This window comes from Streptomyces spororaveus (assembly GCF_016755875.1).
GTDB classification, from domain to species: Bacteria; Actinomycetota; Actinomycetes; order Streptomycetales; family Streptomycetaceae; genus Streptomyces; species Streptomyces spororaveus.
Map to the genome: position 1 here is coordinate 2,589,433 of NZ_BNED01000005.1, position 21,155 is coordinate 2,610,587.

Here is a 21,155-nt window from a genome sequence, read left to right on the forward strand (position 1 = left end):
CGATCCTGCCCTGACAGACGGCTTTTATGACGATCCAGTTGATTCCGGCAGGGGTTTCGAGCGGCGGGTCCGCCGTCCACCGCGAAGCCGGGCGTGCCACTGACCAGGATCCCGACGGGGCGCTGCGCGTACGGAGCTTCGTGCGCGGCCACCCCGGCCGGCCGCCCGGGGGCCTCGGGCGGCCGGTGGCGGCGATGGCCCGGGCAGGTTCGGACGGGGACCCGTGTGCACCGGGACCGGCGGGCCACAGTGACCGAAATACAGCTGTTCCTTTCCGCGCGGTTCCTTGTGGCCCCCGACAACTAAAGCGCATTAGTTTCCCGAGGTTCTTCCGTGCGGACCCCTTGTGTCAACTGGACTGAAGCGCATAAGTACACCGGCTTCGGCCCTGTTGACTTTCCTCACCCGCACGGGCAGGTTGTGGCGCATCCGGTGAATTCCTCCAGAACTCCAGGACGCCCAGTGCCCGATGACGCGCTCCGCTTCGGCGCCAACTACACACCGGCCCGCGGCTGGTTCCACCACTGGCTGGACTTCGACCTCGACGAGCTGCGGGCCGATCTGGACTCGATCGCCGCACTCGGGCTGGACCACGTGCGCGTCTTCCCGCTGTGGCCGGTGTTCCAGCCGAACCGGACGTTGATCCGGCCGCGTGCCGTCGAGCAGCTCGTCGCGCTCGCCGACGCGGCCGCCGAGCGCGGGCTCGACGTCAACGTGGACGGATTGCAAGGGCACTTGTCGAGCTTCGACTTCCTGCCCGCCTGGACCCGGACCTGGCACCGGCGCAGCATCTTCACCGATCCCGACGTGGTCGCCGGGCAGGAGGAGTACCTGCGCACGCTGGCCGCGGCCCTCGCCGACCGGCCGAACTTCCTGGGCATGACCGTCGGCAACGAGATCAACCAGTTCTCCGGCGCCCCGCACCCCGACCCCGACCGGATCACCCCGGACCAGGCCGCCCGCTGGCTGGAGCGGATGCTCGCCGCCTGTGAGGAGGGCGCACCGGGGCGGCTGCATCTGCATGCCGAGTACGACGCCGCCTGGTACCGGGACGGGCACCCCTTCACCGCGGCCCAGGCGGCCCGGCTGGGCGCGGCCACCGCCGTGCACTCCTGGGTGTTCAACGGCACCGCGCAGCGCCACGGCCGGTGCGGGACGGCGACGGAGCACCATGCCGCGTACCTGATCGAGCTCTCCAAGGCCTGGGCCGTGGACCCGCACCGCCCGGTGTGGCTCCAGGAGGTCGGAGCCCCGGCGCCGCTGATCCCGCCCGCGCACGCGGCGCGGTTCACCGAGGCCACGGTCGCGAACGCCCTGGACTGCCCGGACGTGTGGGGCGTGACCTGGTGGTGCTCCCACGACGTGTCCCGGGAGCTCGCGGACTTCCCGGAGCTGGAGTACGGCCTCGGCCTCATGACCAACGACCGCCGGACCAAACCGGTCGGCGCCGCGATCGCCCGGATCACCGAGCAGTGGCGGGGCCGCGCGCACCGCCCGGCCCCGCGGTCCACCGCGCTCGCCGTGGACGCCGGCGAGGACGCCGACGGCGGTGCGGCGGGGGCGCCCGGGCGCTCGGTGTGCGCCCCGGGCGGGGCGTTCTTCGAGGCCTGGGCCGTGCTGACGGCCCAGGGGGTGCGCCCCGCGGTGGTCCTCGCGGAGCGCGCCGCGGATCCCGCCCATCTGGCCGCGCGCGGCATCACCGAGGTACTGCGCGTGCACGACGTGACCTGACCGCCCGATCCCCCCATGCCCCGATCCGCCCGATCCCCTCGTGAGGAGCCCCGCATGCCCGAGACCGACCACGGCGTCGATCCGCGTACGCCGCCCGCCGCGACACGGCCGACCCGGCGCAGGGTGCTCGCCACCGGGGCCGGGGCCGCCGCGCTCCTGGGCCTGGGCCTGGCGGGCCGCGCCCGGGCCGCCGCCGCGCCCGCACGCTTACCGGTGGCGGCACCCGCGGCACCGGACCCGGCCGGCCTGGCCCCGTACGCCTCGTACTGGTTCCCCGACTCCCTGCCGTCGGGGACCCCCGGCCCCGGGATCGTGTGGCGCTCGCTCAGCGGGTGGGCCCCGGAGAGCGATCCGGATCTGGCGTACAACACCTCGACCGTGCCCCTGGCGGAGCGCTTCACCCCGGTCCCGGCGAACCGGGACGCGCGCGCCGGCCAGGCCCGTATCGCCTCGCTGGTGTCCTTCGGGCCCACGGCCGGGAACCCCTCCCAGGGCTCCCCGACCGCCGACCACTACGCGCTCACCCACTGGGCGTACATCGACGAGCTGGTCTTCTGGGGCGGCTCCGCCGGCGAGGGCATCGTGCTCGCGCCCAACGCGCCCGTGGTCGACGCCGCCCACCGCAACGGGGTCCGGGTGCTGGGCAATGTGTTCCTGCCTCCCGTCGCCTACGGCGGCGACCTCCGGTGGACCCGCGACCTGGTGCGACAGGACGCCCTGGGCCGTTTCCCGATCGCCGACGCGCTCGTCCGGGTGGCCCGGACGTACGGCTTCGACGGCTGGTTCGTGAACGCCGAGACCGACGGCGGGGACAGCGCGCTCGCCACCCGGATGCGGGGGTTCCTGCGCGCCCTGCGGACGGCCGGCGAGCCCCACGGACTGCGCATCACCTGGTACGACGCCATGAACAGCACCGGCCGGGTGGGCTGGCAGGGTGCCCTCAACGCGCTCAACCAGGAGTTCTTCGAGGACCGGGCCGGGAAGGTCTCGGACACGATGTTCGTGGACTTCCGCTGGACCCCGGACACCCTGGCCGCCTCGGGCGCACTCGCCGACCGCCTCGGCCGCTCCCGCCACGACCTGTGGGCCGCCGTGGACACCGAGTCCCGCGGCTGGGACTCGGTCGTCGACTGGGACGCGATCGTCCCGCGCGAGCGCGAGCACGTCGTCAGCTACGGCTTCTACCGGCCCGAGTGGACCCGCAACCACCTCGCCGACCGCTCCCCCGGGGCCTTCCACCGCGCCGACGACCGGTTCTGGACGGGCGAGTCCCTGGACCCGGCCCGGCCCGCGCCCGGCGCCCGCTGGCGGGCCCCCGCCACGGCCGTCGCCGACCGCTCCACCGTCACGGCCCTCCCCTTCGCCTGCTCCTTCAACACCGGGCACGGGCTGCGCTGGTACGACGGCGGCAGGGCCGTCTCGGACGCCGCCTGGAACCACCTCGGGCTCCAGGACCGGCTCCCGGGCCGCCGCTGGGCCGTGGACACCGCCGGGGCGCGCCCCTCGGTCACCCTGGACTTCGCGGACGCCTGGCGCGGCGGCTCCAGCCTGCTGGTGGAGGGCGCCCTGAGCGCGCCCGCGGTCATCGGGCTGCATGCGACGCGGCTGCCGCTGACCCGCGGGACGGTCCTGGAACTGGTGCACGCCACGGGCTCGCCGGAGCCGGTCGCCGTGGAGCTCGGGGTGGCCGTCCGCGAGCCGTCCGGCCCCGGCGAGCCGGTCCCGTACACGTGGCTGCCGGCCGGAACCCGGGACAGCGGGCAGGGCTGGCGCACCACACGGGCCCGGCTGTCGTCCCTGGCGGGCAGGACCGCGTACGGCCTGGCGGTACGGATCACCGCGCTCGGGAGGAAGCCGGTGGTGTGGCGGATCGGCGCCGTGTCGGTGCACGACGAGCCGCGCACCCGGCGCCCGGCACCGCCCGCGGCTCCGGTCGTGGACGCCTCGGCCCGCCACGACGGCCGGGCCTGGCTGCGCCTGTCCTGGCGGGCGGCGGCCGGACCCGGCGGGCGGCCCCGCCACCACGAGGTGTGGCGGGTCCTCCCCGACGGCACCCGCACCTTCCTCGGGGGCACCTGCGGCACCGCCCTGTATCTGCCCGCCGTCCCGCGCGCCGGGCGGGAACGGGCGGCGGCCTTCGAGGTCCGGGCCGTCGACGAGCTGTACGCGGCGTCCGAGCCGGCCTGCGCCACGCTGACCTGGTAGGCGCCAGGGGGTGGGGTGTCCTGTCGGTCAGGGCGGGTCAGGAGCCCTGGGGGTCGGTGCGCGGGACGGCCACGGTCACGCGCAGCCCGTGCGGCGGGTTCTTCTCGTAGGAGAGGGACCCGCCGCCCGCGGCGAGCAGGGCACGGGAGATCGACAGGCCGAGCCCGGAGCCCTTGACGTTCTGGTGGCGTCCGCTGCGCCAGAACCGGTCGCCGACGCGGAGCAGCTCGTCCTCGGTGAGTCCGGGGCCGCGGTCGGCGACGACCACGCGGACGGAGCGCCCCTCCGTGGAGACCGACACCTCGACCTCCTCGCCCGTGGGGGTGAACTTGAGGGCGTTGTCGATGACGGCGTCGAGCGCGCTGGACAGTGCGATGGGATCGGCCCAGCCGGTGACGGCGGCCCGGCCCGTCCCGGTGAGCCGTACGCCCTTCTCCTCGGCGTACGGGCGCCACGCGGCGACCCGCTCGGCCGTCAGGGCGCCGATGTCGGTGAGGCTGATCTCGGCGGAGGCGTGCTCGGCCAGCGCCAGGTCCAGCAGGTCGTCCAGGACCTGGGTCAGGCGCTTGCCCTCGGTGCGCACGGAGGCGATCTCCTCGTTCCCCTCGGGCAGTTCGAGGGCGAGCAGCTCGATCCGCAGGAGCAGTGCCGCAAGCGGGTTGCGCAGCTGGTGGGAGGCGTCGGCGACGAACGCCCGCTGCTGCTCCAGGACCTCTTCGACGTTGTCGGCCATCTCGTTGAACGAGTGGGCCAGGCGTTGGAGTTCCGGGGGCCCGCCGGCGGCCGCGACGCGCGAGTTCATCCGTCCGGTGGCGATGCCGTGGGCGGCCGCGTCCAGGGTCTGCACGGGCTTGAGCACCCAGCTGGTGAGCCTGAGGGCGGCGGCGAAGGCGACCAGCATGGCGGCGGCGAGCCCGCCCGCGATGAGCAGCCAGCCCCGGAGGATCCGGGCGCGCATCTGGTCGGTGGGTGATTCGGTGGCGACGACCGCGACCACGTCGCCGTCGAGGACGACCGGGGAGACGACGAGCAGTTTGCCGTCGGTCTGCCAGGGCCACACCTGCGGGGGATCGTGGCTGCGCCGGCCGGCCAGCGCCTCCTCCAGGGCCCGGCGCCCCTCGCCGGATTGCGGGAGGCTCCACCAGCCCGGGGACCGGACGAGGGCGTTGTCGTCGCGGTAGAAGATGCCGGCGCGGATTCCGTACAGGGTCTGGTAGCGGGCGAGTTCGAGCCCGAGGATCTCGCGGCGCTCGGCGGCGCCGGTGGATCCGGAGCCCTCGGCGTCGATGAAGAACTGCGCGAGGGCGGCGAAGCGGGCGCTGTCGTCGATCCGGTCGACCACCACCCGCTGCTGCTGCCCGGCGGCCAGGCTCACCGCGAGCGGGAAACCGAGGGCGAGCAGCGTGCCCGCCATCAGGATGACGAGCAGGGGGAGCAGACGGGCACGCACGACGGAGGGCCCCTAGGGGGCGGCCGGGGCGACGAGCCGGTAGCCCACCCCTCGGACGGTCTCGATGAGGGCGGGCATGCGCAGCTTGGAGCGCAGCGAGGCGACGTGGACCTCCAGGGTGCGCCCGGTCCCCTCCCAGCTGGTGCGCCACACCTCGCTGATGATCTGCTCGCGGCGGAAGACGACGCCGGGCCGCTGCGCGAGCAGGGCCAGCAGGTCGAACTCCTTGCGGGTGAGGGGTACGTCGGCGCCGTCCACGCTCACCCGGCGGGTGGGCAGCTCGATGCTGACGGGGCCGAGGCGGACCGTGGCGGGCGTACCGGTGCCGGGGGTGGCGGCCTCCTCGGCGGCGCCGGTGCGCCGGGCGACGGCGTGGATCCGGGCGAGGAGCTCGCCGGTGTCGTAGGGCTTGACCACGTAGTCGTCGGCGCCCATGTTCAGGCCGTGGATGCGGGAGCGTACGTCGGCCCGCGCGGTCACCATGATCACGGGTGTGGCGGTGCGCTTGCGGATCTTGCCGCACACCTCGTAGCCGTCCTGATCGGGCAGACCGAGGTCGAGCAGGATGACGCCGTACGGCTGCGGACAGGTCGGCGTACCGGCCGGCAGGAGCGCCTGCAGGGCCTCTTCACCGTTGCGGGCGTGGGTGACCTGGAAGCCGTGGCGGGCGAGGATCGCGGACAGGGCTGCCGCGACGTGATCGTCGTCCTCGACGAGCAGCAGTCTCATGTCTCCCCCTCTCCTCTTCACTCACTCGGGCTTCACCACGCTTGGTCACGCGCAGGGCCGCACGTAGGGCCACCATGCATCCACGCCGATGCGGAGTCCCACGTCAAGAGGGTCCCGCCCCGGCGCGCCTTCCGTTATGCACCCGGTACGCGGACATGATCGACCACATCGGTGCCGCGCACGGAGCGTATCCGGAAGAGGCCGGATCGTTATGCTCAATTCTCCCTCAGATGTGATGACGTTGTGCGCGTCACGTCACTACTGTCCTCCCAACCGAGGAGGACGGAGCAAGAAGCCGATGAGCGGAGTATCAGTGACCAAGGACGTGCAGGACGCGGCCGGTGCCGCAGACGACCTGGTCGTACTGAGCAACGTCAACAAGCACTTCGGCGCGCTGCACGTGCTTCAGGACATCGATCTGAGCATTGCCCGCGGTGAGGTAGTCGTGGTGATCGGTCCCTCGGGATCGGGCAAGTCCACGCTGTGCCGGACCATCAACCGCCTGGAGACCATCGACTCGGGCACCATCACGCTCGACGGCAAGGAACTGCCCTCCGAGGGCAAGGAACTGGCCCGGCTGCGCGCCGACGTCGGCATGGTCTTCCAGTCGTTCAACCTCTTCGCGCACAAGACGGTGCTGCAGAACGTCATGCTGGGCCAGCTCAAGGTCCGCAAGACCGACCAGGCCGCGGCACGCGAGAAGGCGCTGTCCCTGCTGGAGCGGGTGGGTGTCCACTCGCAGGCCGACAAGTACCCGGCGCAGCTCTCCGGTGGCCAGCAGCAGCGTGTGGCGATCGCGCGGGCGCTGGCCATGGAGCCGAAGGTGATGCTCTTCGACGAGCCGACCTCGGCCCTGGACCCGGAGATGATCAACGAGGTGCTGGAGGTCATGCAGCAGCTCGCCCGTGAGGGGATGACCATGGTGGTCGTCACGCACGAGATGGGCTTCGCCCGCTCTGCGGCCAACCGGGTCGTCTTCATGGCCGACGGCAAGATCGTCGAAGAGGCCACCCCCGAGCAGTTCTTCAGCAACCCGCGCAGTGACCGCGCCAAGGACTTCCTGTCGAAGATCCTGCACCACTGAGGATCGCGTCTGGTAGTCATCCGTATGCGGATCGCCGCCGGATCGTTCCTGTCGGCCGCGCGGGCGCCGTAAGCCTCGCTCGTCGTTCAACAACGTCTCATCCGAGGGAAGTTCATCATGAAGATCTCCAAGGCCGCTGCGGCCGCGGCCGTCGCCGTCGCCCTTTCCCTGACCGCGACCGCCTGTGGCGGCAGCAAGCAGGACGCCGCCAGTGACGGCGGTGCCTCCGGTGGCGCCAAGGACAAGATCGTCGTCGGCATCAAGTACGACCAGCCCGGTCTGGGCCTGAAGACCCCGGACGGCAAGTTCACGGGCTTCGACGTCGACGTCGCGACCTACGTCGCCAAGGAGCTCGGCTACGAGCCGAACCAGATCGAGTTCAAGCAGGCCCCCAGCGCCGAGCGCGAGAACCTGATCTCGAACGGTGACGTGAAGTTCGTCGTCGCGACGTACTCGATCAACGACAAGCGCAAGGAGAAGGTCGACTTCGCCGGCCCGTACTTCCTCGCGCACCAGGACCTGCTGGTCCGCGCCGACGACACGAGCATCACCAAGGCCGAGGACCTGAACAAGAAGAAGCTCTGCTCGGTCACCGGCTCCACGTCGGCGCAGAACGTCAAGACCAAGCTGGCCCCCGAGGCCGACCTGCTGGAGCAGGGTGGCTACTCCGAGTGCCTGACCGGCCTGGAGAACAAGGCCGTCGACGCCCTCACCACGGACAACTCGATCCTGGCCGGCTACGCGGCACAGGAGAAGAACAAGGGCAAGTTCAAGCTGGTCGGGCTGAGCCTGAGCAACGAGAACTACGGCATCGGTCTGAAGAAGGGCGACAAGGAGCTCCAGACCAAGATCAACGCCGCCCTCAAGAAGATGGTCGAGGACGGCAGCTGGCAGAAGGCCGTGGACAAGAACCTCGGCCCGGCCAACTACAAGAACGAGCCTGCCCCGCAGATCACCGAAGGCAGCTGATTCATCGGTGAGGAGCGTCGCCGCCCGCCTGCCGCGGGCGGCGGCGCACCTCACCGGCCATCCTGGGGAGAGCGCAGGGCATCGTGTTCGATTTTCTTGATTCCGGGCAGTACGACGTGCTCGGAGCCTTCTGGGTGACGGTTCAGCTCACCCTCTACTCGGCGGCCGGATCCCTGATCTGGGGCACCGCCCTGGCCGGGATGCGGGTCAGCCCGGTCCCGCTGCTGCGGGGCTTCGGCACCGCTTACGTCAACCTGGTGCGCAACACCCCGCTGACGTTGCTGATCATCGGCTGCTCGCTGGGACTCAACCAGACCCTCGGCATCGCCCTGGGCGGCAGCACGTTCAAGGAGATCGGCTTCCGGCTCGCGGTCCTCGGATTCATCGCGTACACCGGGACCTTCGTCTGCGAGGCCCTGCGCTCCGGCATCAACACCGTGCCCGTCGGCCAGGCCGAGGCGGCCCGCGCGCTGGGACTGAGCTTCTTCCAGGTGCTCACCCTGATCGTGCTCCCCCAGGCCTTCCGGGCGGTCGTCGCACCGCTCGCCAACGTACTGATCGCGCTCACCAAGAACACCACGGTGGCAGCGGCCATCGGCGTGGCCGAGGCGGCCCTGCTGATGAAGGAAATGCTCGAGAACGAGCCGCAGGCGCTCTTCGCGGTCTTCGCGATCTTCGCCCTCGGTTTCGTCCTTCTGACCCTGCCCACCGGTCTTCTGCTGGGCTGGGTCGCCAAGCGAGTGGCGGTGAAGCGATGAGCTCCGTGCTGTACGACACCCCCGGCCCCAAGGCCAAGGTGCGCAACTGGATCTACAGCGGGATCTTCGTCGTGCTGTTCGGGCTCGTCCTGTGGTGGGCGCTGTCCCTCATGGGCGAGAAGGGCCAGCTGGACGCCGACAAGTGGACGCCGTTCGTCACCGACAGCCAGGTCTGGACGACATACCTGCTGCCGGGCCTGCTGGAGACGCTCAAGGCCGGCGCCCTGTCCATGCTGATCGCCCTCCCGTTCGGCGCGCTGCTGGGCATCGGCCGGCTGTCGGACCACGCGTGGGTGCGGGGACCGGTCGGCGCATGGGTGGAGTTCTTCCGTGCCATCCCGGTCCTGATGCTGATGCTGTTCGGCAGCGCGCTGATGGCGCCGCGGTTCCTGGACGTTCCCTCCGACACCCGGCCCTTCTGGGCCGTGGTCACGGGCCTGGTCCTCTACAACTCGGCCGTCATCGCCGAGATCGTCCGGGCGGGTGTGCTCTCCCTGCCCCACGGCCAGAGCGACGCCGCCAAGGCGATCGGCATGCGCAAGGGCCAGACGATGGTGTACGTGCTGATCCCGCAGGCGGTGACGGCGATGCTGCCGGCCCTGGTCAGCCAGCTCGTGGTGATCCTCAAGGACACCGCGATCGGCGGCGCCCTGCTGGGCTTCGCGGAACTGCTGTCGGCGAACCGGCAGATCTCGGCCAACTACAGCAACACCATCCCGACCCTCGTCGTGATCGCGCTGATCTACATCGCCGTGAACTTCGCCCTCACCTCGTCCGCCTCCCTGCTGGAAGGCCGGCTGCGGAAGTCGAAGAAGAGCACCGGTGCGGTGGTCGGCGTCAATGATGTGAACGACATGGCCACCGGGGCGAACTCGGGCGGGATCTGACGGCCCTCCCGGTTCGGGGAGCCGTGGCCGACCGGCGTACGGTCATGCGTAGTGCGTAGCCTGTGTGGTGCGGCGGAACTCATCCGCCGCACCACACCGCGTTGTGGCGGTCGATCCGGGCCGCCGGCAGAACTCGCCGCACCGGATACCGCCCGGCCGACCGGTGTCACTTGACGCGGGCACCTACAGTGGGTTGCATACGTTCTGTGATCACATACCGGACATCGGGAGCCGCGCCATGGACCCGGTGATCGTCGTGGGCGCGGGGCCCGTCGGGCTGTCCCTGTCGCTCGCCCTGGCGGGCGCCGGCGTGCCCTCCGTCGTGCTCGACGAGGGGCCCGGCAAGGAGGAGGTCCGCCCGGCCCGTACCGTCGTCCTGCACGCCGAATCGACCGCCATGGCGCACCGGCTGGGCTGCAGGACGCTGCGCGACGAGGGGGCGTACTTCGCCGCCTGGCGCACCATGCGCCGGAGCCGGCCCGACCGGCGGATCACCTTCGAGGACCACCCGGCCCCGCTGCACGTGCCGCAGCACGCGCTGACGCGCGGACTGCGCGACGCCGCCGCGGCCCACCCGCTCGTCCAGCTGATCACCGACAGCAAACTCGACGCCCTGGAGCAGGACGGCCGGGGCATCACCGCGCACACGCGGGGTGCCGAGACCACCTGGTGGCGCGGGAGTTACCTGGTCGGCTGCGACGGCGCCCGCTCCACCGTGCGCAAACTGCTCGGCATCCGCTTCCCCGGCCGTACCGCCGTCGAACGGCACGCCGTGGCCGCTCTGCGCACCGAACTGCCCTGGCCCGGCGAGGCCTTGCTGCACCGCAGCCCGCCGCAGGAGGTCACCTCCCGGCCGCTGCGCGACGGGGTGTGGCGGCTGGACTGGCTGCTCCCGCCGCGCGGGGAGCTCGTGACGCCCGACGCGCTGGTGACCCTGATCCGCGACACGCTTGCCGCGTGGTGCGGCGGCACGACACCCCCGTACGACCTCATCGACACCGGGGTCCACACGCTGCACCACCGTCTCGCCCGGCGCTGGCGTGACGGCCGCGCCTTCCTCGCCGGAGACGCCGCGCACCTGCTGGGCGCGCTCGGCACCCAGGGGGTCGAGGAGGGGCTGCGCGACGCCGAGAACCTGGCGTGGAAGCTCTCCCTGGCCTGGCACCAGGGGGCCTCCGACGCCCTGCTCGACAGCTACGAGGCCGAGCGGCGCACCGCGGTCGCCTCCCGGCTGCGCGCGGCCGACCAGGCGATGCCGTCGCTGCGGGCCGGGGGCGGCCTGCGCACCTACCTCCCCGGCGCCGCACGCAGCGCCCAGTCCCTGCTCACCGACGGCCACCTGGGGCGCGGGCCGCTGGGCGCGGAACCCGCGTACGCCCCGCCGGTCGCCGTCCGGGAGGTGCCGACGGCCACGGAGCCGGGCGGCCCGGTCGCGAACGTCCCGGTGACCGCGCCGGACGGGGCGACCGTGCCCCTGCGGGACCTGCTCGGGCAGGGGCGGCTGCTGGTGGTGCTGGTGGCTCCCGGCACCGGGGTCTGGGACCGGCGCCACTGGCTCGGCGCCGGGCTGATGCCCCGTCTGGCGGCGGCGGTGAGCGCCCTGCCGGTCCGTACCGACCTGCTGGTCGCGGACCGCTACCCGGGGGCTCCGGCGCACACCGTGCTGCTCGTCCGGCCGGACGGGCACCTGGCGGCGACCTTCGCGGGGGTCCGCCCGGCGGAGCTGTACGAGGCCGCGGACGCGGTCCGGGCGGGCGCGCCCGCGTCCCGGGTGCCGAAGCCGACACCCTCCACGGCGGCACCGGCGCCCGCGCCGGCACCGACACCGACCGTGGTGATCGATTGACCGTCTCCGGGACTCCGTGGTTCACTCGCGGAATGACCGGCAACGACGTACGCCTGTGGCGGAGGGTCCATATGGACCTGCTCCGCTACGCGGGCTGCGTGTGTCGCCCTTCCTGCTGATTCGCCCTTCCCGCCGCGCGCCCCGTGCCGTCCACCGGCCTGCGCGCACCTCCGCGAACCCAGGAATGGTCTCCTTTCATGTCTGCACCCGCATCCGCACCCTCGTACGCCCCGGAGTCCTTGCCGGCGGCCGGGGGGCCCTCGGCCGCCGAACTCCTCGACTTCGCCCTCCGCACGGCGGCGGACCCCGCGATCGTGTCCTCGCTGCCGCTCGACCCCGAGGGCCGCACCTGGATCCGGCTGGAGGGGCCGGGCGGCAGTGAGGCCTGGCTGATCGGCTGGCCGCCGGGCACCGGCACCGGCTGGCACGACCACGCCGAATCCCGGGGCGCGTTCGCCACGGCCCGGGGCCGGCTCACCGAGCACTCGCTGACCGTGCGCCTGCCCTCCGAGGGCTGGAAGTCCCTGGAACTGGCCCCTGACGTCGACCGCCACCGCACGCTGGGCGCGGGTTCGGGGCGCGCCTTCCGGGAGCACCACGTGCACGAGGTCCTCAACGAGTCGCCGGCCGAGCACGCGATCTCCGTGCACGCCTACTATCCGCCGCTCCCGCTGATCCGCCGCTACAGCCGCAGCGGCCCGGTTCTCCGCCTGGAGCAGGTCGAGCGTCCGGCGGACTGGCAGTGAGCGCCCCGATCGGCATCGACGAACTGCTGGAGCGGGTCCGCGCCGGCTACACCCGCGTGGACGCGCGGGAGGCGTACGCCGCTTCCCGCGCCGGGGCCCTCCTGGTGGACATCCGCTACCAGGCGCTGCGCGAGCGGGACGGGCTGATCCCGGGAGCGTTGGTGGTCGAGCGCAACGAACTGGAGTGGCGGCTGGATCCGCAGGGCAGCCACCGCGCGGCGCAGGCCACGGGCCACGACCTCCAGGTGGTGGTGATCTGCAACGAGGGCTACGCGTCCAGCCTCGCCGCGGCCTCGCTCCACGCCCTGGGCCTGCACCGCGCGACGGACCTGACGGGCGGCTTCCAGGCCTGGAAGTCGGCGGGCCTCCCGGTCACACCCGCCTGAGCTCCCCCGGCTCCGCCCGGACCCGGTCCTCACACGCCGGACGGGAAGGACGATCCAGCCCCGCCGGCGTGAGAGGCGTGGGGGCCGGGCGGGCCGGGCGGGCCGGGCGGGCCGGGCGGGCCGGGCGGGCCGGGCGGGCCGGACTACCCCTTCGCCGTGGCGACGTCCACCGGCGGTACGCGCAACGCCACCCGGCCCGGGAGGGCGGTGGCCGCCAGGGCCAGTACCCCGGCCACCCCCACCACCGCCGCGTAGGCCACCGGCAGCACCGCGGGCGCCGCCGCCCCCGTCATGCCCACGCTGAAGGCGGTCAGGACCGCCAGCGCGATCCCCGATCCCAGTGCCGTCCCGATCAGGACCACCGCCAGCGCCTCCGTCCGCAGCATCCGCAGCACCTGACGGCGCTTCGCCCCGGCCAGCCGCAGCATCGCGAACTCCCGGAACCGCTCGGCGGTCGACATCGCGAGCGTGTTCACCACCGCGATCGCGGTGAAGGCCAGCACCAGCCCCATCGCGAGCAGGTTGATCTCCGACGCGTCGTCCTGGCGCTGTACCCGCGCCGCGTCGGCGTCCGCCGCGGAGAGCACCCGTACACCCGGGAACGCCTCCACCGCCGCGGCCAGTTCCTCCCGCCCGGCTCCCGAACCCGGTTCCGTCGCCACCAGCACGCTGCCGGCCAGGGGATTGTCCGCGTGCGCGGCCACCAGCCCGTGGGGCAGCGTCAGATCGCCGAAGCCGAGCCCCCGCGCGTACACGGCCGAGACCGTCAGCGTGACCGGGGTGCCGTCCCCCAGCGTCAGCTTCAGCGGGCTCCCCGGCTTCAACCCCAGCTGGTCGGCGGCGAGTTCGCTGACCGCCGCGCTGCCCTCGCCGAAGCCGTCCAGGCCGCCCCCGGTGACCTCGGGGTCCCAGGTACGGGTCAGCCCGGCCGGGGTCACGCCCTGCGCGGCGTACTTCGTCAGGCCCACCCGCACGGACGTGTGCACGATCTCGGTGGCCGCCGTGACCCCCGGGGTACGCCGGATCCGCTCGCCTGCCTCCCGCGTGACGCCGGGCCCCTGCGCGGCCAGTACCCACGGGGCCCGGATCCCTTCGCGGGCCTGGGCCCGGGCGGCGTCCCCGAGCGTCGGGGTGATGAAGAGCACGGTGCAGGTCATGCCGATCAGCAGGGCGAGCGGGGTGACGGCGGAGGCCATCCGCGTGGCGTTCCCGCGCAGGTTGGCGGTGGCCATGTGGCCGCCCGGGCCGGCCAGCCGCAGGGGGCCGGCGAGCAGCGCGGTGGCGCCCCGTACGAGCGGCGGGCCGAGCAGCGAGACCGCCCCGGCCAGTACCACCACCGCGAGGAAGGTGACCGGGGTGGACGCCGGCTCGGTGCGCAGCGAGCCGAGTACGACGACCAGCACGGCCCCGCCCGCCAGCAGCAGCACGCCGAGCACGCTGCGGATCCAGCCGGGCCGCCCCCGCTCGACGGCGGCTTCGGCGAGCGCCTCGGCCGGGCGGATCCGGGCGATCCGGCGGCCGGTGATCCGGGCGGCGGCCCAGGCTCCGAGCAGGCTGGCGGCGACGGCCGCGCCCATCGGGAAGATGCCTGCGGTGCGTTCCAGGGTGGCGGGGACGACCCCGCTGTCGACGAACCGGCCGTGCAGCCAGGCGGCGAGCGGCAGCCCGGCGAGCGCCCCGGCGACGCCGGCGGCGAGGCCGACGAGCAGCGCCTCCCGGCCGATCATGCGGCTCAGCTGCCCGGGGGTGGCGGCGATGGCCCGCAGCAGGGCGAGTTCGCGGTAGCGCTGCCGGACGGAGAGCGCGAAGGTGCCGACGACCACGAGGATCGCGACGAGCAGCGAGGTGCCGCCCATCGCGCCGCCCATGGAGACCAGCTTGATGCGGGCGCCGGCGGCGTCGAGGCATTCGACGGGGCCGCGCTCGTCGCCCGTGGCGACCTGCGCGGTGGTGCCCTGCAGCGCCCGCTCGACCCGGGCGGCGAGCTCGGTGGTGCTGACGCCCGGTGCGGGCAGTACTCCGACGGCGCTGACCCGGCCGTCGCGGGCGGCGAGCCGCCGGGCCTCGTCGTCGCCGAAGAAGAGCGCGCTCTGGCGGGAGAGGTCGCCGCGGTCCGTCTTCGCGACCCCGCTGACCCGGTAGGTGCGGGGTTCGCCGGTGGACTGCACGGCGAGCTCGGAGCCGGGCCTCAGACCGGCGCGGGCGGCCAGCGCCCGGTCGACGACGATCTCGCCGCCGTTCTGCGGGGCGCGGCCCTCGGTGAGGGTGAAGGGGGTCAGGGCGGCGGAGGTCCAGGCGTGCCCGTAGGCGGGCACCGGCTTCCCGGGAGTCCTGACCAGGGGGACGGCCTGGAAGGTGAGCTCGGGGACGGCCCGTGCGACGCCGGGCACGGCGCGGACGGTGTCCACGGTGGCGGCGGGGAGCCAGGCCCGCTCGGCGACGGGCTTGGCCTTGTGCTTGGTCTTGGTGCGTCCGCCCTTCTTCTCCTTGACCGTGGTCGCGTGGACGTTCTGGTCGGCGGAGACGAGGATCGGTGTGGCCGCGTAGCGCTCGGTGCCGATCTTTCCGCGGAGTCCCGTTTCCAGGAGCGTCCCGCAGGCGGTGACGAGGGCGGCCGCGCACAGCAGTGCGACGAAGGCGCCGAGGAAACCGGCCTTGCGGTCCCTGACGGTCTGAAGGGCGTAACGCAGCATCATGCGGCCAACTCTGCCGCCGCGCCCGGCGCCTGACATTGGCGCGCCCCGGCGTCCGGTCCCGGGGGCTACCCCCACCCCGGGCCCACCGGCTCACTCCCCCGGATACCCGAGGTCGTCGGCGTCCTCGCCCTCGGCCTCCAGCGCGCGGCGCACCACCCGCAGGGCCATGCCTTCCGGGTATCCCTTGCGGGCGAGCATCCCGGCGAGGCGCCGGATCCGCTTGTCCCGCTCCAGGCCACGGGTGGAGCGGAGCTTGCGCTCCACGAGCTCCCGGGCGGTCTGCTCCTCCTGGTCGGAGTCCAGCAGCTCCAGGGCCTCCTCCACGAGGGTGGCGTGCACCCCCTTGGTCCGGAGCTCCTGGGCCAGCGCCCGGCGGGCCAGGCCCCGGCCGCGGTGCCGGGACTCGACCCATGCTCCGGCGAAGGCCGCGTCGTCGATCAGGCCCACCTCCTCGTACCGGGAGAGGACCTGCTGCGACACCTCCTCGGGGATGCCCCGCTTGTGCAGGGCGTCCGCGAGCTGGCGCCGGGTACGCGGGCTCCCGGTGAGCAGGCGCAGACAGATCGCCCGCGCCTGCTCCTCGGGGCTCTGGGGCGGCAGCTCCGAACGGCCCTCACGGCCGCCTCGGCGCTCGCCGCCCCCTTCCTGCTCCCGCACGACGGGTCAGCTCTTGGCCACGGCGGCCTTGGCCGTCGTCTTGGCCTTCGTTGCCGGGGCGGGCACGGCGGTGGCTGCGGCGTCGGCCGCGTCCGCGCCGGCTTCGGCGGCGTCCTTGCGGACACCCACGCCCAGCTTCTCCTTGATCTTCCGCTCGATCTCGTTGGCGAGGTCGGGGTTGTCCTTCAGGAAGTTACGGGCGTTCTCCTTGCCCTGGCCGAGCTGGTCGCCCTCGTACGTGTACCAGGCGCCGGCCTTGCGCACGAAGCCGTGCTCCACGCCCATGTCGATCAGACCGCCCTCGCGGCTGATGCCCTGGCCGTAGAGGATGTCGAACTCGGCCTGCTTGAACGGGGGCGCGACCTTGTTCTTGACGACCTTGACGCGGGTGCGGTTACCGACCGCGTCCGTGCCGTCCTTGAGGGTCTCGATGCGGCGGATGTCGAGACGCACGGAGGCGTAGAACTTCAGCGCGCGGCCACCGGTGGTGGTCTCGGGCGAGCCGAACATCACGCCGATCTTCTCGCGGAGCTGGTTGATGAAGATCGCGGTGGTCTTGGACTGGTTGAGCGCACCGGTGATCTTCCGGAGGGCCTGGCTCATCAGTCGGGCCTGGAGACCGACGTGCGAGTCGCCCATCTCGCCCTCGATCTCCGCACGCGGCACGAGGGCCGCCACGGAGTCGATGACGATGAGGTCGAGGGCACCGGAGCGGACCAGCATGTCCACGATCTCCAGCGCCTGCTCGCCGGTGTCCGGCTGCGACAGGATGAGGTTGTCGGTGTCGACACCGAGTGCCTTCGCGTACTCGGGGTCGAGCGCGTGCTCGGCGTCCACGAAGGCGACCGTGCCGCCGGCCTTCTGTGCGTTGGCCACGGCGTGCAGGGTCAGGGTCGTCTTACCGGAGGACTCCGGGCCGTACACCTCGATCACACGGCCGCGGGGCAGCCCGCCGACGCCGAGGGCGATGTCCAGCGCGGTCGACCCGGTCGGGATGACCTCGATGGGGTCGTTCGGCTTGTCGCCGAGGCGCATGACCGCACCCTTGCCGAATTGCCGTTCAATCTGTGCGAGAGCGGCGTCGAGGGCCTTCTCGCGGTCGGTGCCTGCCATGGGTTCCACCCGGTTTGCTTGAGTCGATCGCTTCACGTCACTGACGCTAATGCCTGCCACTGACAATGCGCCTCCACGAGCGTTTCGGCTGTGGATAACTCATCAGAATGGATGTTCGATTTCCCTGTCAAGCGCGCCACGCCCACCCCGCCCCCACCTGCGCGGGTACCGGGCTGCCCGTCGTCCTCGCCCGTGACCGCGCGGCGCCCCACGCCGGGCTCGACACGGTTCCCGGCCCGGCGACGGGGCCGGGTCACTTGGCCGCGGCCAGGCCCGCCTTGATCAGCGTGACCGTGCTCACCAGTTTGGGGAGGCCCTCCGTCTGGACCGCCCTGATACCCCGGGAGACCTGGCCCTCCTCGTTCTTCGCGGCCCCGTCGGCGCACTCGGCCGCTCCCCGCCTGAATCCGCCGAGGGCCTCCTTCCAGTACCGCTGGGCGCCTTCGTCCGGGATCGGGTCGAGCTTCTCGGCCTTGGCGGTCTGGGCCAGCAGGTCCCAGCAGGCGGGACCCTGGACGTCGATCGTGCGCATGCTCACTTCGTTGACCCGGCCGGCGTCCTCGTTCAGCTTCCTGATCTGGGCCTCGCCGCCCGAGCCGTACCACTCCTCCAAGCGCTCGCCCGGGGTCTGGGAACAGCCTCCCAGCGCCAGCGTGACGGCTGCGACGGTGACGGTGACGCGGGTCGCCGCGGGGACACGCACACGGAATCTCATGGAACCTGGACCCCCCTGGACCGGTTCCGACCGATGCTGTCAGGGCCGCTCCGGTCCCGTGCCGCTCGTGACGGTTTCGTGACGGGTCGCCGGTCAGCGGGAGACCGCCGTCCCGAGGGATTCGGCGGCCAGGAACTTCGGCGCGCCCTCCTCGTAGAAGACGTCGAGGGCGGTGATCGTGAATCCCGCCGCCGCCAGCAGGTCCGGGGCGGAGCGCGTGAGGTGGCAGCCGCCCAGGAGCCGCTTGTTCAGCGGTTCGAGCCGTCGCTGCAGGCGGCGCACGCGCCGGTCGCCCTCGGGGGCGATCCCGTGCTCGACGAAGTGCAGCGTTCCGCCGGGTCTGAGTACGCGGCGCAGCTCGCGCAGTGCGGCGACGGCGTCCGGGATGGTGCACAGCGTCCAGGTGGACAGCGCAGAGTCGAAGACGTCGTCGCCGAAGGGCAGCGACTGGCCGTCCAGGCCGGCCCGGCGCACCGGGACGCGGGCGTTCCGTACACGCTCCGCGGCCAGCCGCCAGGCGACGTCGGACGGCTCGACCGCCGACACGCCCGTGACGCCCTGCGGATAGAAGGGGACGTTGTGTCCCGTGCCGAAGCCGATCTCGACGACCTCGCCCACCAGCCCGCCGCAGACCCGGCGGCGCAGCGGCCGGGCCATCCTGGCCCCGCAGGCGACGTCGAGGATCCGCGGCAGCGCCTGCTCGGCGTAGAACCCCATGCCCGCCTCCGCGTCTCGCACCCTTCCTTCCCCCTCAGGATGGCACCGCGCCCCCCTGCCCACGACACCCCACCAACTGACAACCCAGGGTTGACACTCGCCGAAGTGTCAACCTAGGGTTGCCTCTATGACGAACCCTTCGGTGGAACCCGTTCGCATGACCAATCCGGTACGCCTCGACGACCTGATCGAGGCCATCAACAAGGTCCACACCGACCCCCTGGAGCAGCTCAGCGACGCCGTCGTCGCGGCAGAGGCCCTCGGGGACGTCGCGGACCACCTCATCGGCCACTTCGTCGACCAGGCCCGCCGTTCCGGAGCTTCCTGGACCGACATCGGCCGCAGCATGGGCGTCACCCGCCAGGCGGCCCAGAAGCGCTTCGTACCCAAGGCGGACAAGGAGGGAGCCGGCGGCCTCGACCCGAACGCGGGCTTCGGCCGCTTCACCCCCCGCGCCCGCAACGTGGTCGTGACCTCGCAGAACGAGGCCCGCGCCGCCGGCAACACCGAGATCCGCACCGAGCACCTGGTCCTGGGCCTGATGGCCGAGGCCGACGGCCTCGCGGGGCTCGTCCTGCGAGCCCAGGAGGTCTCGCCGGACGACGTACGGGCCGCCGCGACCGCCGCACTCCCGCCGGCCCAGGCCGAGCTCCCCGCCCTCGTCCCCTTCGACGCCTCGGCGAAGAAGGCCCTGGAGCTGACCTTCCGCGAGGCCCTGCGCCTGGGCCACGACTTCGTCGGCACCGAGCACATCCTGCTCGCGCTCCTGGAGCTGGAGAACGGCGAGGGCCTGCTGAGCGGCCTCGGCCTGGACAAGGCCGCCGCCGAGGCGACCGTCACCGAAGCCCTGGCAGCCGTACTCGGCGGCGAGGACGGGAAGTAGGGGAGTCCGCGTCCCGCGTCAGCTCGTAGCGCTTGACGTACGCGCCGGCCGGTACCCGGCCCGGGCGTACCGCACCTGCCGCTCGCTTCCGCAGCGAGCGGCGCCTGCGTTTCCGCCTCGGCCCTGGCGCCCTGCGAACGACTGACGCAACCACGGGGCCGCCGGGGCGGCCGTCACCGAAGCCTTGGCAGCCGTACTCGGCGGCGGGGACGGGAAGTGGAGGAGTCCGCGTCCCGCGTCAGCTCGTAGCGCTTGACGTACGCGCCCAGGAAGGCCTGCAGCGTGGCGACGGCCGGGATCGCGATCAGCGCCCCGACCGCGCCCAGCAGGGCGGTGCCCGCGATGACCGACCCGAAGGCCACCGCCGGGTGGATGTCGACGGTCTTCGAGGTCAGCTTCGGCTGGAGCATGTAGTTCTCGAACTGCTGGTAGACCACGACGAATACGAGGACGTACAGCGCGTACCAGGGATTGACGGTGAAGGCGAGCAGGACCGGCAGCGCACCCGCGAGATAGGTGCCGATGGTGGGGACGAACTGCGAGACCAGCCCCACCCACACGGCGAGCGCGGGCGCGTACGGCACCCCGAGCACCGCCAGCACGATGTAGGTCGCGACACCGGAGATCAGCGCCATGAGCCCGCGGGAGTAGAGGTATCCGCCCGTCTTGGCGACGGCGATCTCCCAGGCGCGCAGCACTTCGGCCTGCTTCGCGGGCGGCAGTACGGAGCACAGCGCGCGCCGCAGCCGTGGTCCGTCGGCGGCGAAGTAGAAGGAGAACAGCCCGATCGTCAGCAGCTTGAAGAGTCCGCCGAGCACGGTGGCGGACACGTCGAGCACGCCGGACGCGCTGTTCTGCACGTACTTGCGCAGCCAGTCGGAGCGCAGCACGCTCTCCTGGATCTCCAGCCGGGACAGCTCGGTGTGGAAGGTGGAGTTGATCGCGTTGATCACCGAGTCGAGGTAGCCGGGGAAGCCCTCCACCATGGCGACGATCTGCCCGGCGAGCAGGGAGCCCAGCAGCGCGAGGAATCCCGCGGTCACGACGGCGACCGCGCTGAACATCAGGAAGGTGGCGAGACCCCGGCGCATGCCGGCGGCCGCCATCCTGGCGACGGCGGGTTCGATCGCGAGCGCGAGGAAGAACGCGATCAGGATGTTGACCAGCAGCCCGATCAGCTGGTGGAAGGCCCAGCTGCCGAGCTGGAAACAGGCGACGAGGGCCAGTACGAGGACCACGGCGCGCGGCAGCCAGCGCGGCATGCGTTCCTCTCCCCCGGCCGGCGGAGCTCCGGCCGGGGGCCTGCCGGGGCCTGCGGGGCCTTGCGGTGAGGCGGGATCGGCGGGCCGGGCCGCCGACGTGCCCGGCGGCGCGCTCGTGCCCGGCGCGCCCGGGTCCGGTTCCGGTTCCTGTTCCGGGCCGGAGGCGACCGGTCCGGCGGGGGCGGCGCCCTGGTCGGCCGCCCGCGGCGGCGGCAGCGCGCCCTGGACGGCTACGGGCTGCTGGTCGGTCGTCTCTTCGGTGGCTCCCACACCGCCAAGTCTGTCCCACCGACGGCCCGTGCCGCGCAAGGGGCACCCCTC

19 protein-coding genes are annotated in these 21,155 nt (G+C 72.7%); 11 read left to right on the forward strand and 8 right to left on the reverse strand.

Translation table 11 applies throughout. The features are described 5' to 3' along the window. Positions 1-462: 462 nt before the first annotated feature. Together Sspor_RS13785 and Sspor_RS13790 are read left to right on the forward strand one after the other, a co-directional pair. A complete protein-coding gene (locus tag Sspor_RS13785; RefSeq protein ID WP_202199411.1) occupies positions 463-1,731 on the forward strand; it encodes a glycoside hydrolase 5 family protein in 1,269 nt (422 codons plus the stop codon). A gap of 54 nt (positions 1,732-1,785) precedes the next feature. After that, positions 1,786-3,936, forward strand: a complete 2,151-nt coding sequence (locus Sspor_RS13790; RefSeq protein WP_202199412.1) for an endo-beta-N-acetylglucosaminidase — start codon at positions 1,786-1,788, stop codon at positions 3,934-3,936. Positions 3,937-3,973: 37 nt separating this feature from the next. On the opposite strand, the gene Sspor_RS13795 is transcribed toward Sspor_RS13790, so the two are convergent. Together Sspor_RS13795 and Sspor_RS13800 are read right to left on the reverse strand one after the other, a co-directional pair. Then, positions 3,974-5,386, reverse strand: a complete 1,413-nt coding sequence (locus tag Sspor_RS13795) for a sensor histidine kinase (protein ID WP_202199413.1) — start codon at positions 5,384-5,386, stop codon at positions 3,974-3,976. A 12-nt stretch (positions 5,387-5,398) separates the two neighbouring features. Beyond that, a complete protein-coding gene (locus tag Sspor_RS13800; RefSeq protein WP_202199414.1) occupies positions 5,399-6,115 on the reverse strand; it encodes a response regulator transcription factor in 717 nt (238 codons plus the stop codon). A 298-nt stretch (positions 6,116-6,413) separates the two neighbouring features. Here Sspor_RS13800 and Sspor_RS13805 point away from each other — a divergent pair, with 298 nt between their 5' ends. From Sspor_RS13805 to Sspor_RS13835, 8 genes are all read left to right on the forward strand, one after another. Beyond that, a complete protein-coding gene (locus tag Sspor_RS13805; protein WP_202199415.1) occupies positions 6,414-7,199 on the forward strand; it encodes an amino acid ABC transporter ATP-binding protein in 786 nt (261 codons plus the stop codon). A gap of 117 nt (positions 7,200-7,316) precedes the next feature. Beyond that, entirely contained in the window at positions 7,317-8,168 is an 852-nt protein-coding gene (locus Sspor_RS13810) for a glutamate ABC transporter substrate-binding protein (RefSeq protein WP_202199416.1), read from the forward strand. Between the two features lie 83 nt (positions 8,169-8,251). Next, entirely contained in the window at positions 8,252-8,926 is a 675-nt protein-coding gene (locus Sspor_RS13815) for an amino acid ABC transporter permease (protein WP_202199417.1), read from the forward strand. Beyond that, positions 8,923-9,813, forward strand: coding sequence for an amino acid ABC transporter permease (locus tag Sspor_RS13820; RefSeq protein ID WP_202199418.1), 891 nt, complete (start codon positions 8,923-8,925; stop codon positions 9,811-9,813). The genes Sspor_RS13815 and Sspor_RS13820 overlap by 4 nt, the downstream gene beginning before the upstream one ends. Positions 9,814-10,051: 238 nt before the next feature. Further along, the gene (locus Sspor_RS13825) at positions 10,052-11,659 is read left to right on the forward strand and encodes an FAD-dependent monooxygenase (RefSeq protein WP_202199419.1); all 1,608 of its coding nucleotides are present in this window, start codon (positions 10,052-10,054) and stop codon (positions 11,657-11,659) included. 32 nt (positions 11,660-11,691) lie between these two features. Then, positions 11,692-11,778 (forward strand): putative leader peptide, encoded by an 87-nt coding sequence (locus tag Sspor_RS41565; RefSeq protein WP_311318651.1) that lies wholly within the window; start codon positions 11,692-11,694, stop codon positions 11,776-11,778. A gap of 78 nt (positions 11,779-11,856) precedes the next feature. Beyond that, positions 11,857-12,405, forward strand: a complete 549-nt coding sequence (locus Sspor_RS13830) for a cupin domain-containing protein (protein ID WP_202199420.1) — start codon at positions 11,857-11,859, stop codon at positions 12,403-12,405. Continuing rightward, positions 12,402-12,791, forward strand: a complete 390-nt coding sequence (locus tag Sspor_RS13835) for a rhodanese-like domain-containing protein (protein WP_372499749.1) — start codon at positions 12,402-12,404, stop codon at positions 12,789-12,791. Before Sspor_RS13830 ends, Sspor_RS13835 begins: the two co-directional genes overlap by 4 nt. Positions 12,792-12,934: 143 nt before the next feature. On the opposite strand, the gene Sspor_RS13840 is transcribed toward Sspor_RS13835, so the two are convergent. The 5 genes from Sspor_RS13840 to Sspor_RS13860 all read right to left on the reverse strand — a co-directional run bounded on the left by Sspor_RS13840 (position 12,935) and on the right by Sspor_RS13860 (position 18,689). Then, positions 12,935-15,487, reverse strand: coding sequence for an FtsX-like permease family protein (locus Sspor_RS13840; RefSeq protein ID WP_202199421.1), 2,553 nt, complete (start codon positions 15,485-15,487; stop codon positions 12,935-12,937). A gap of 90 nt (positions 15,488-15,577) precedes the next feature. Further along, positions 15,578-16,144: a recombination regulator RecX gene (gene recX, locus Sspor_RS13845; protein WP_109778225.1), complete on the reverse strand. Its 567-nt coding sequence runs from the start codon at positions 16,142-16,144 to the stop codon at positions 15,578-15,580. A gap of 6 nt (positions 16,145-16,150) precedes the next feature. Beyond that, positions 16,151-17,266 carry a recombinase RecA gene (gene recA, locus Sspor_RS13850; RefSeq protein ID WP_202199422.1) on the reverse strand — a complete coding sequence of 372 codons (1,116 nt, stop codon included), beginning with the start codon at positions 17,264-17,266 and terminating at the stop codon, positions 16,151-16,153. A 244-nt stretch (positions 17,267-17,510) separates the two neighbouring features. Continuing rightward, the gene (locus Sspor_RS13855) at positions 17,511-17,960 is read right to left on the reverse strand and encodes a hypothetical protein (RefSeq protein ID WP_202199423.1); all 450 of its coding nucleotides are present in this window, start codon (positions 17,958-17,960) and stop codon (positions 17,511-17,513) included. Positions 17,961-18,065: 105 nt separating this feature from the next. Further along, on the reverse strand, positions 18,066-18,689 hold the full coding sequence (locus Sspor_RS13860; RefSeq protein ID WP_202199424.1) for a class I SAM-dependent methyltransferase: 624 nt from the start codon (positions 18,687-18,689) through the stop codon (positions 18,066-18,068). 127 nt (positions 18,690-18,816) lie between these two features. On the opposite strand from Sspor_RS13860, the gene Sspor_RS13865 reads away from it, so the two are divergent. Beyond that, positions 18,817-19,572, forward strand: coding sequence for a Clp protease N-terminal domain-containing protein (locus Sspor_RS13865; RefSeq protein WP_202199425.1), 756 nt, complete (start codon positions 18,817-18,819; stop codon positions 19,570-19,572). A 173-nt stretch (positions 19,573-19,745) separates the two neighbouring features. Here the strand turns inward: Sspor_RS13865 and Sspor_RS13870 are convergent, their stop codons facing one another. Further along, complete coding sequence (locus Sspor_RS13870; protein WP_237403860.1) at positions 19,746-21,104, reverse strand: AI-2E family transporter; 1,359 nt, start codon at positions 21,102-21,104, stop codon at positions 19,746-19,748. Positions 21,105-21,155 lie beyond the last annotated feature (51 nt).

Bases quoted from the DNA above. Each gene is read 5' to 3' on its own strand.
- Sspor_RS41565 (WP_311318651.1), top strand. From the start codon at position 11,692: ATGACCGGCAACGACGTACGCCTGTGGCGGAGGGTCCATATGGACCTG.
- Sspor_RS13825 (WP_202199419.1), top strand. From the start codon at position 10,052: ATGGACCCGGTGATCGTCGTGGGCGCGGGGCCCGTCGGGCTGTCCCTG.
- Sspor_RS13830 (WP_202199420.1), top strand. From the start codon at position 11,857: ATGTCTGCACCCGCATCCGCACCCTCGTACGCCCCGGAGTCCTTGCCG.
- Sspor_RS13860 (WP_202199424.1), bottom strand. From the start codon at position 18,689: ATGGGGTTCTACGCCGAGCAGGCGCTGCCGCGGATCCTCGACGTCGCC.
- Sspor_RS13810 (WP_202199416.1), top strand. From the start codon at position 7,317: ATGAAGATCTCCAAGGCCGCTGCGGCCGCGGCCGTCGCCGTCGCCCTT.
- Sspor_RS13865 (WP_202199425.1), top strand. From the start codon at position 18,817: ATGACGAACCCTTCGGTGGAACCCGTTCGCATGACCAATCCGGTACGC.
- Sspor_RS13840 (WP_202199421.1), bottom strand. From the start codon at position 15,487: ATGATGCTGCGTTACGCCCTTCAGACCGTCAGGGACCGCAAGGCCGGT.
- Sspor_RS13805 (WP_202199415.1), top strand. From the start codon at position 6,414: ATGAGCGGAGTATCAGTGACCAAGGACGTGCAGGACGCGGCCGGTGCC.
- Sspor_RS13800 (WP_202199414.1), bottom strand. From the start codon at position 6,115: ATGAGACTGCTGCTCGTCGAGGACGACGATCACGTCGCGGCAGCCCTG.
- Sspor_RS13790 (WP_202199412.1), top strand. From the start codon at position 1,786: ATGCCCGAGACCGACCACGGCGTCGATCCGCGTACGCCGCCCGCCGCG.
- Sspor_RS13820 (WP_202199418.1), top strand. From the start codon at position 8,923: ATGAGCTCCGTGCTGTACGACACCCCCGGCCCCAAGGCCAAGGTGCGC.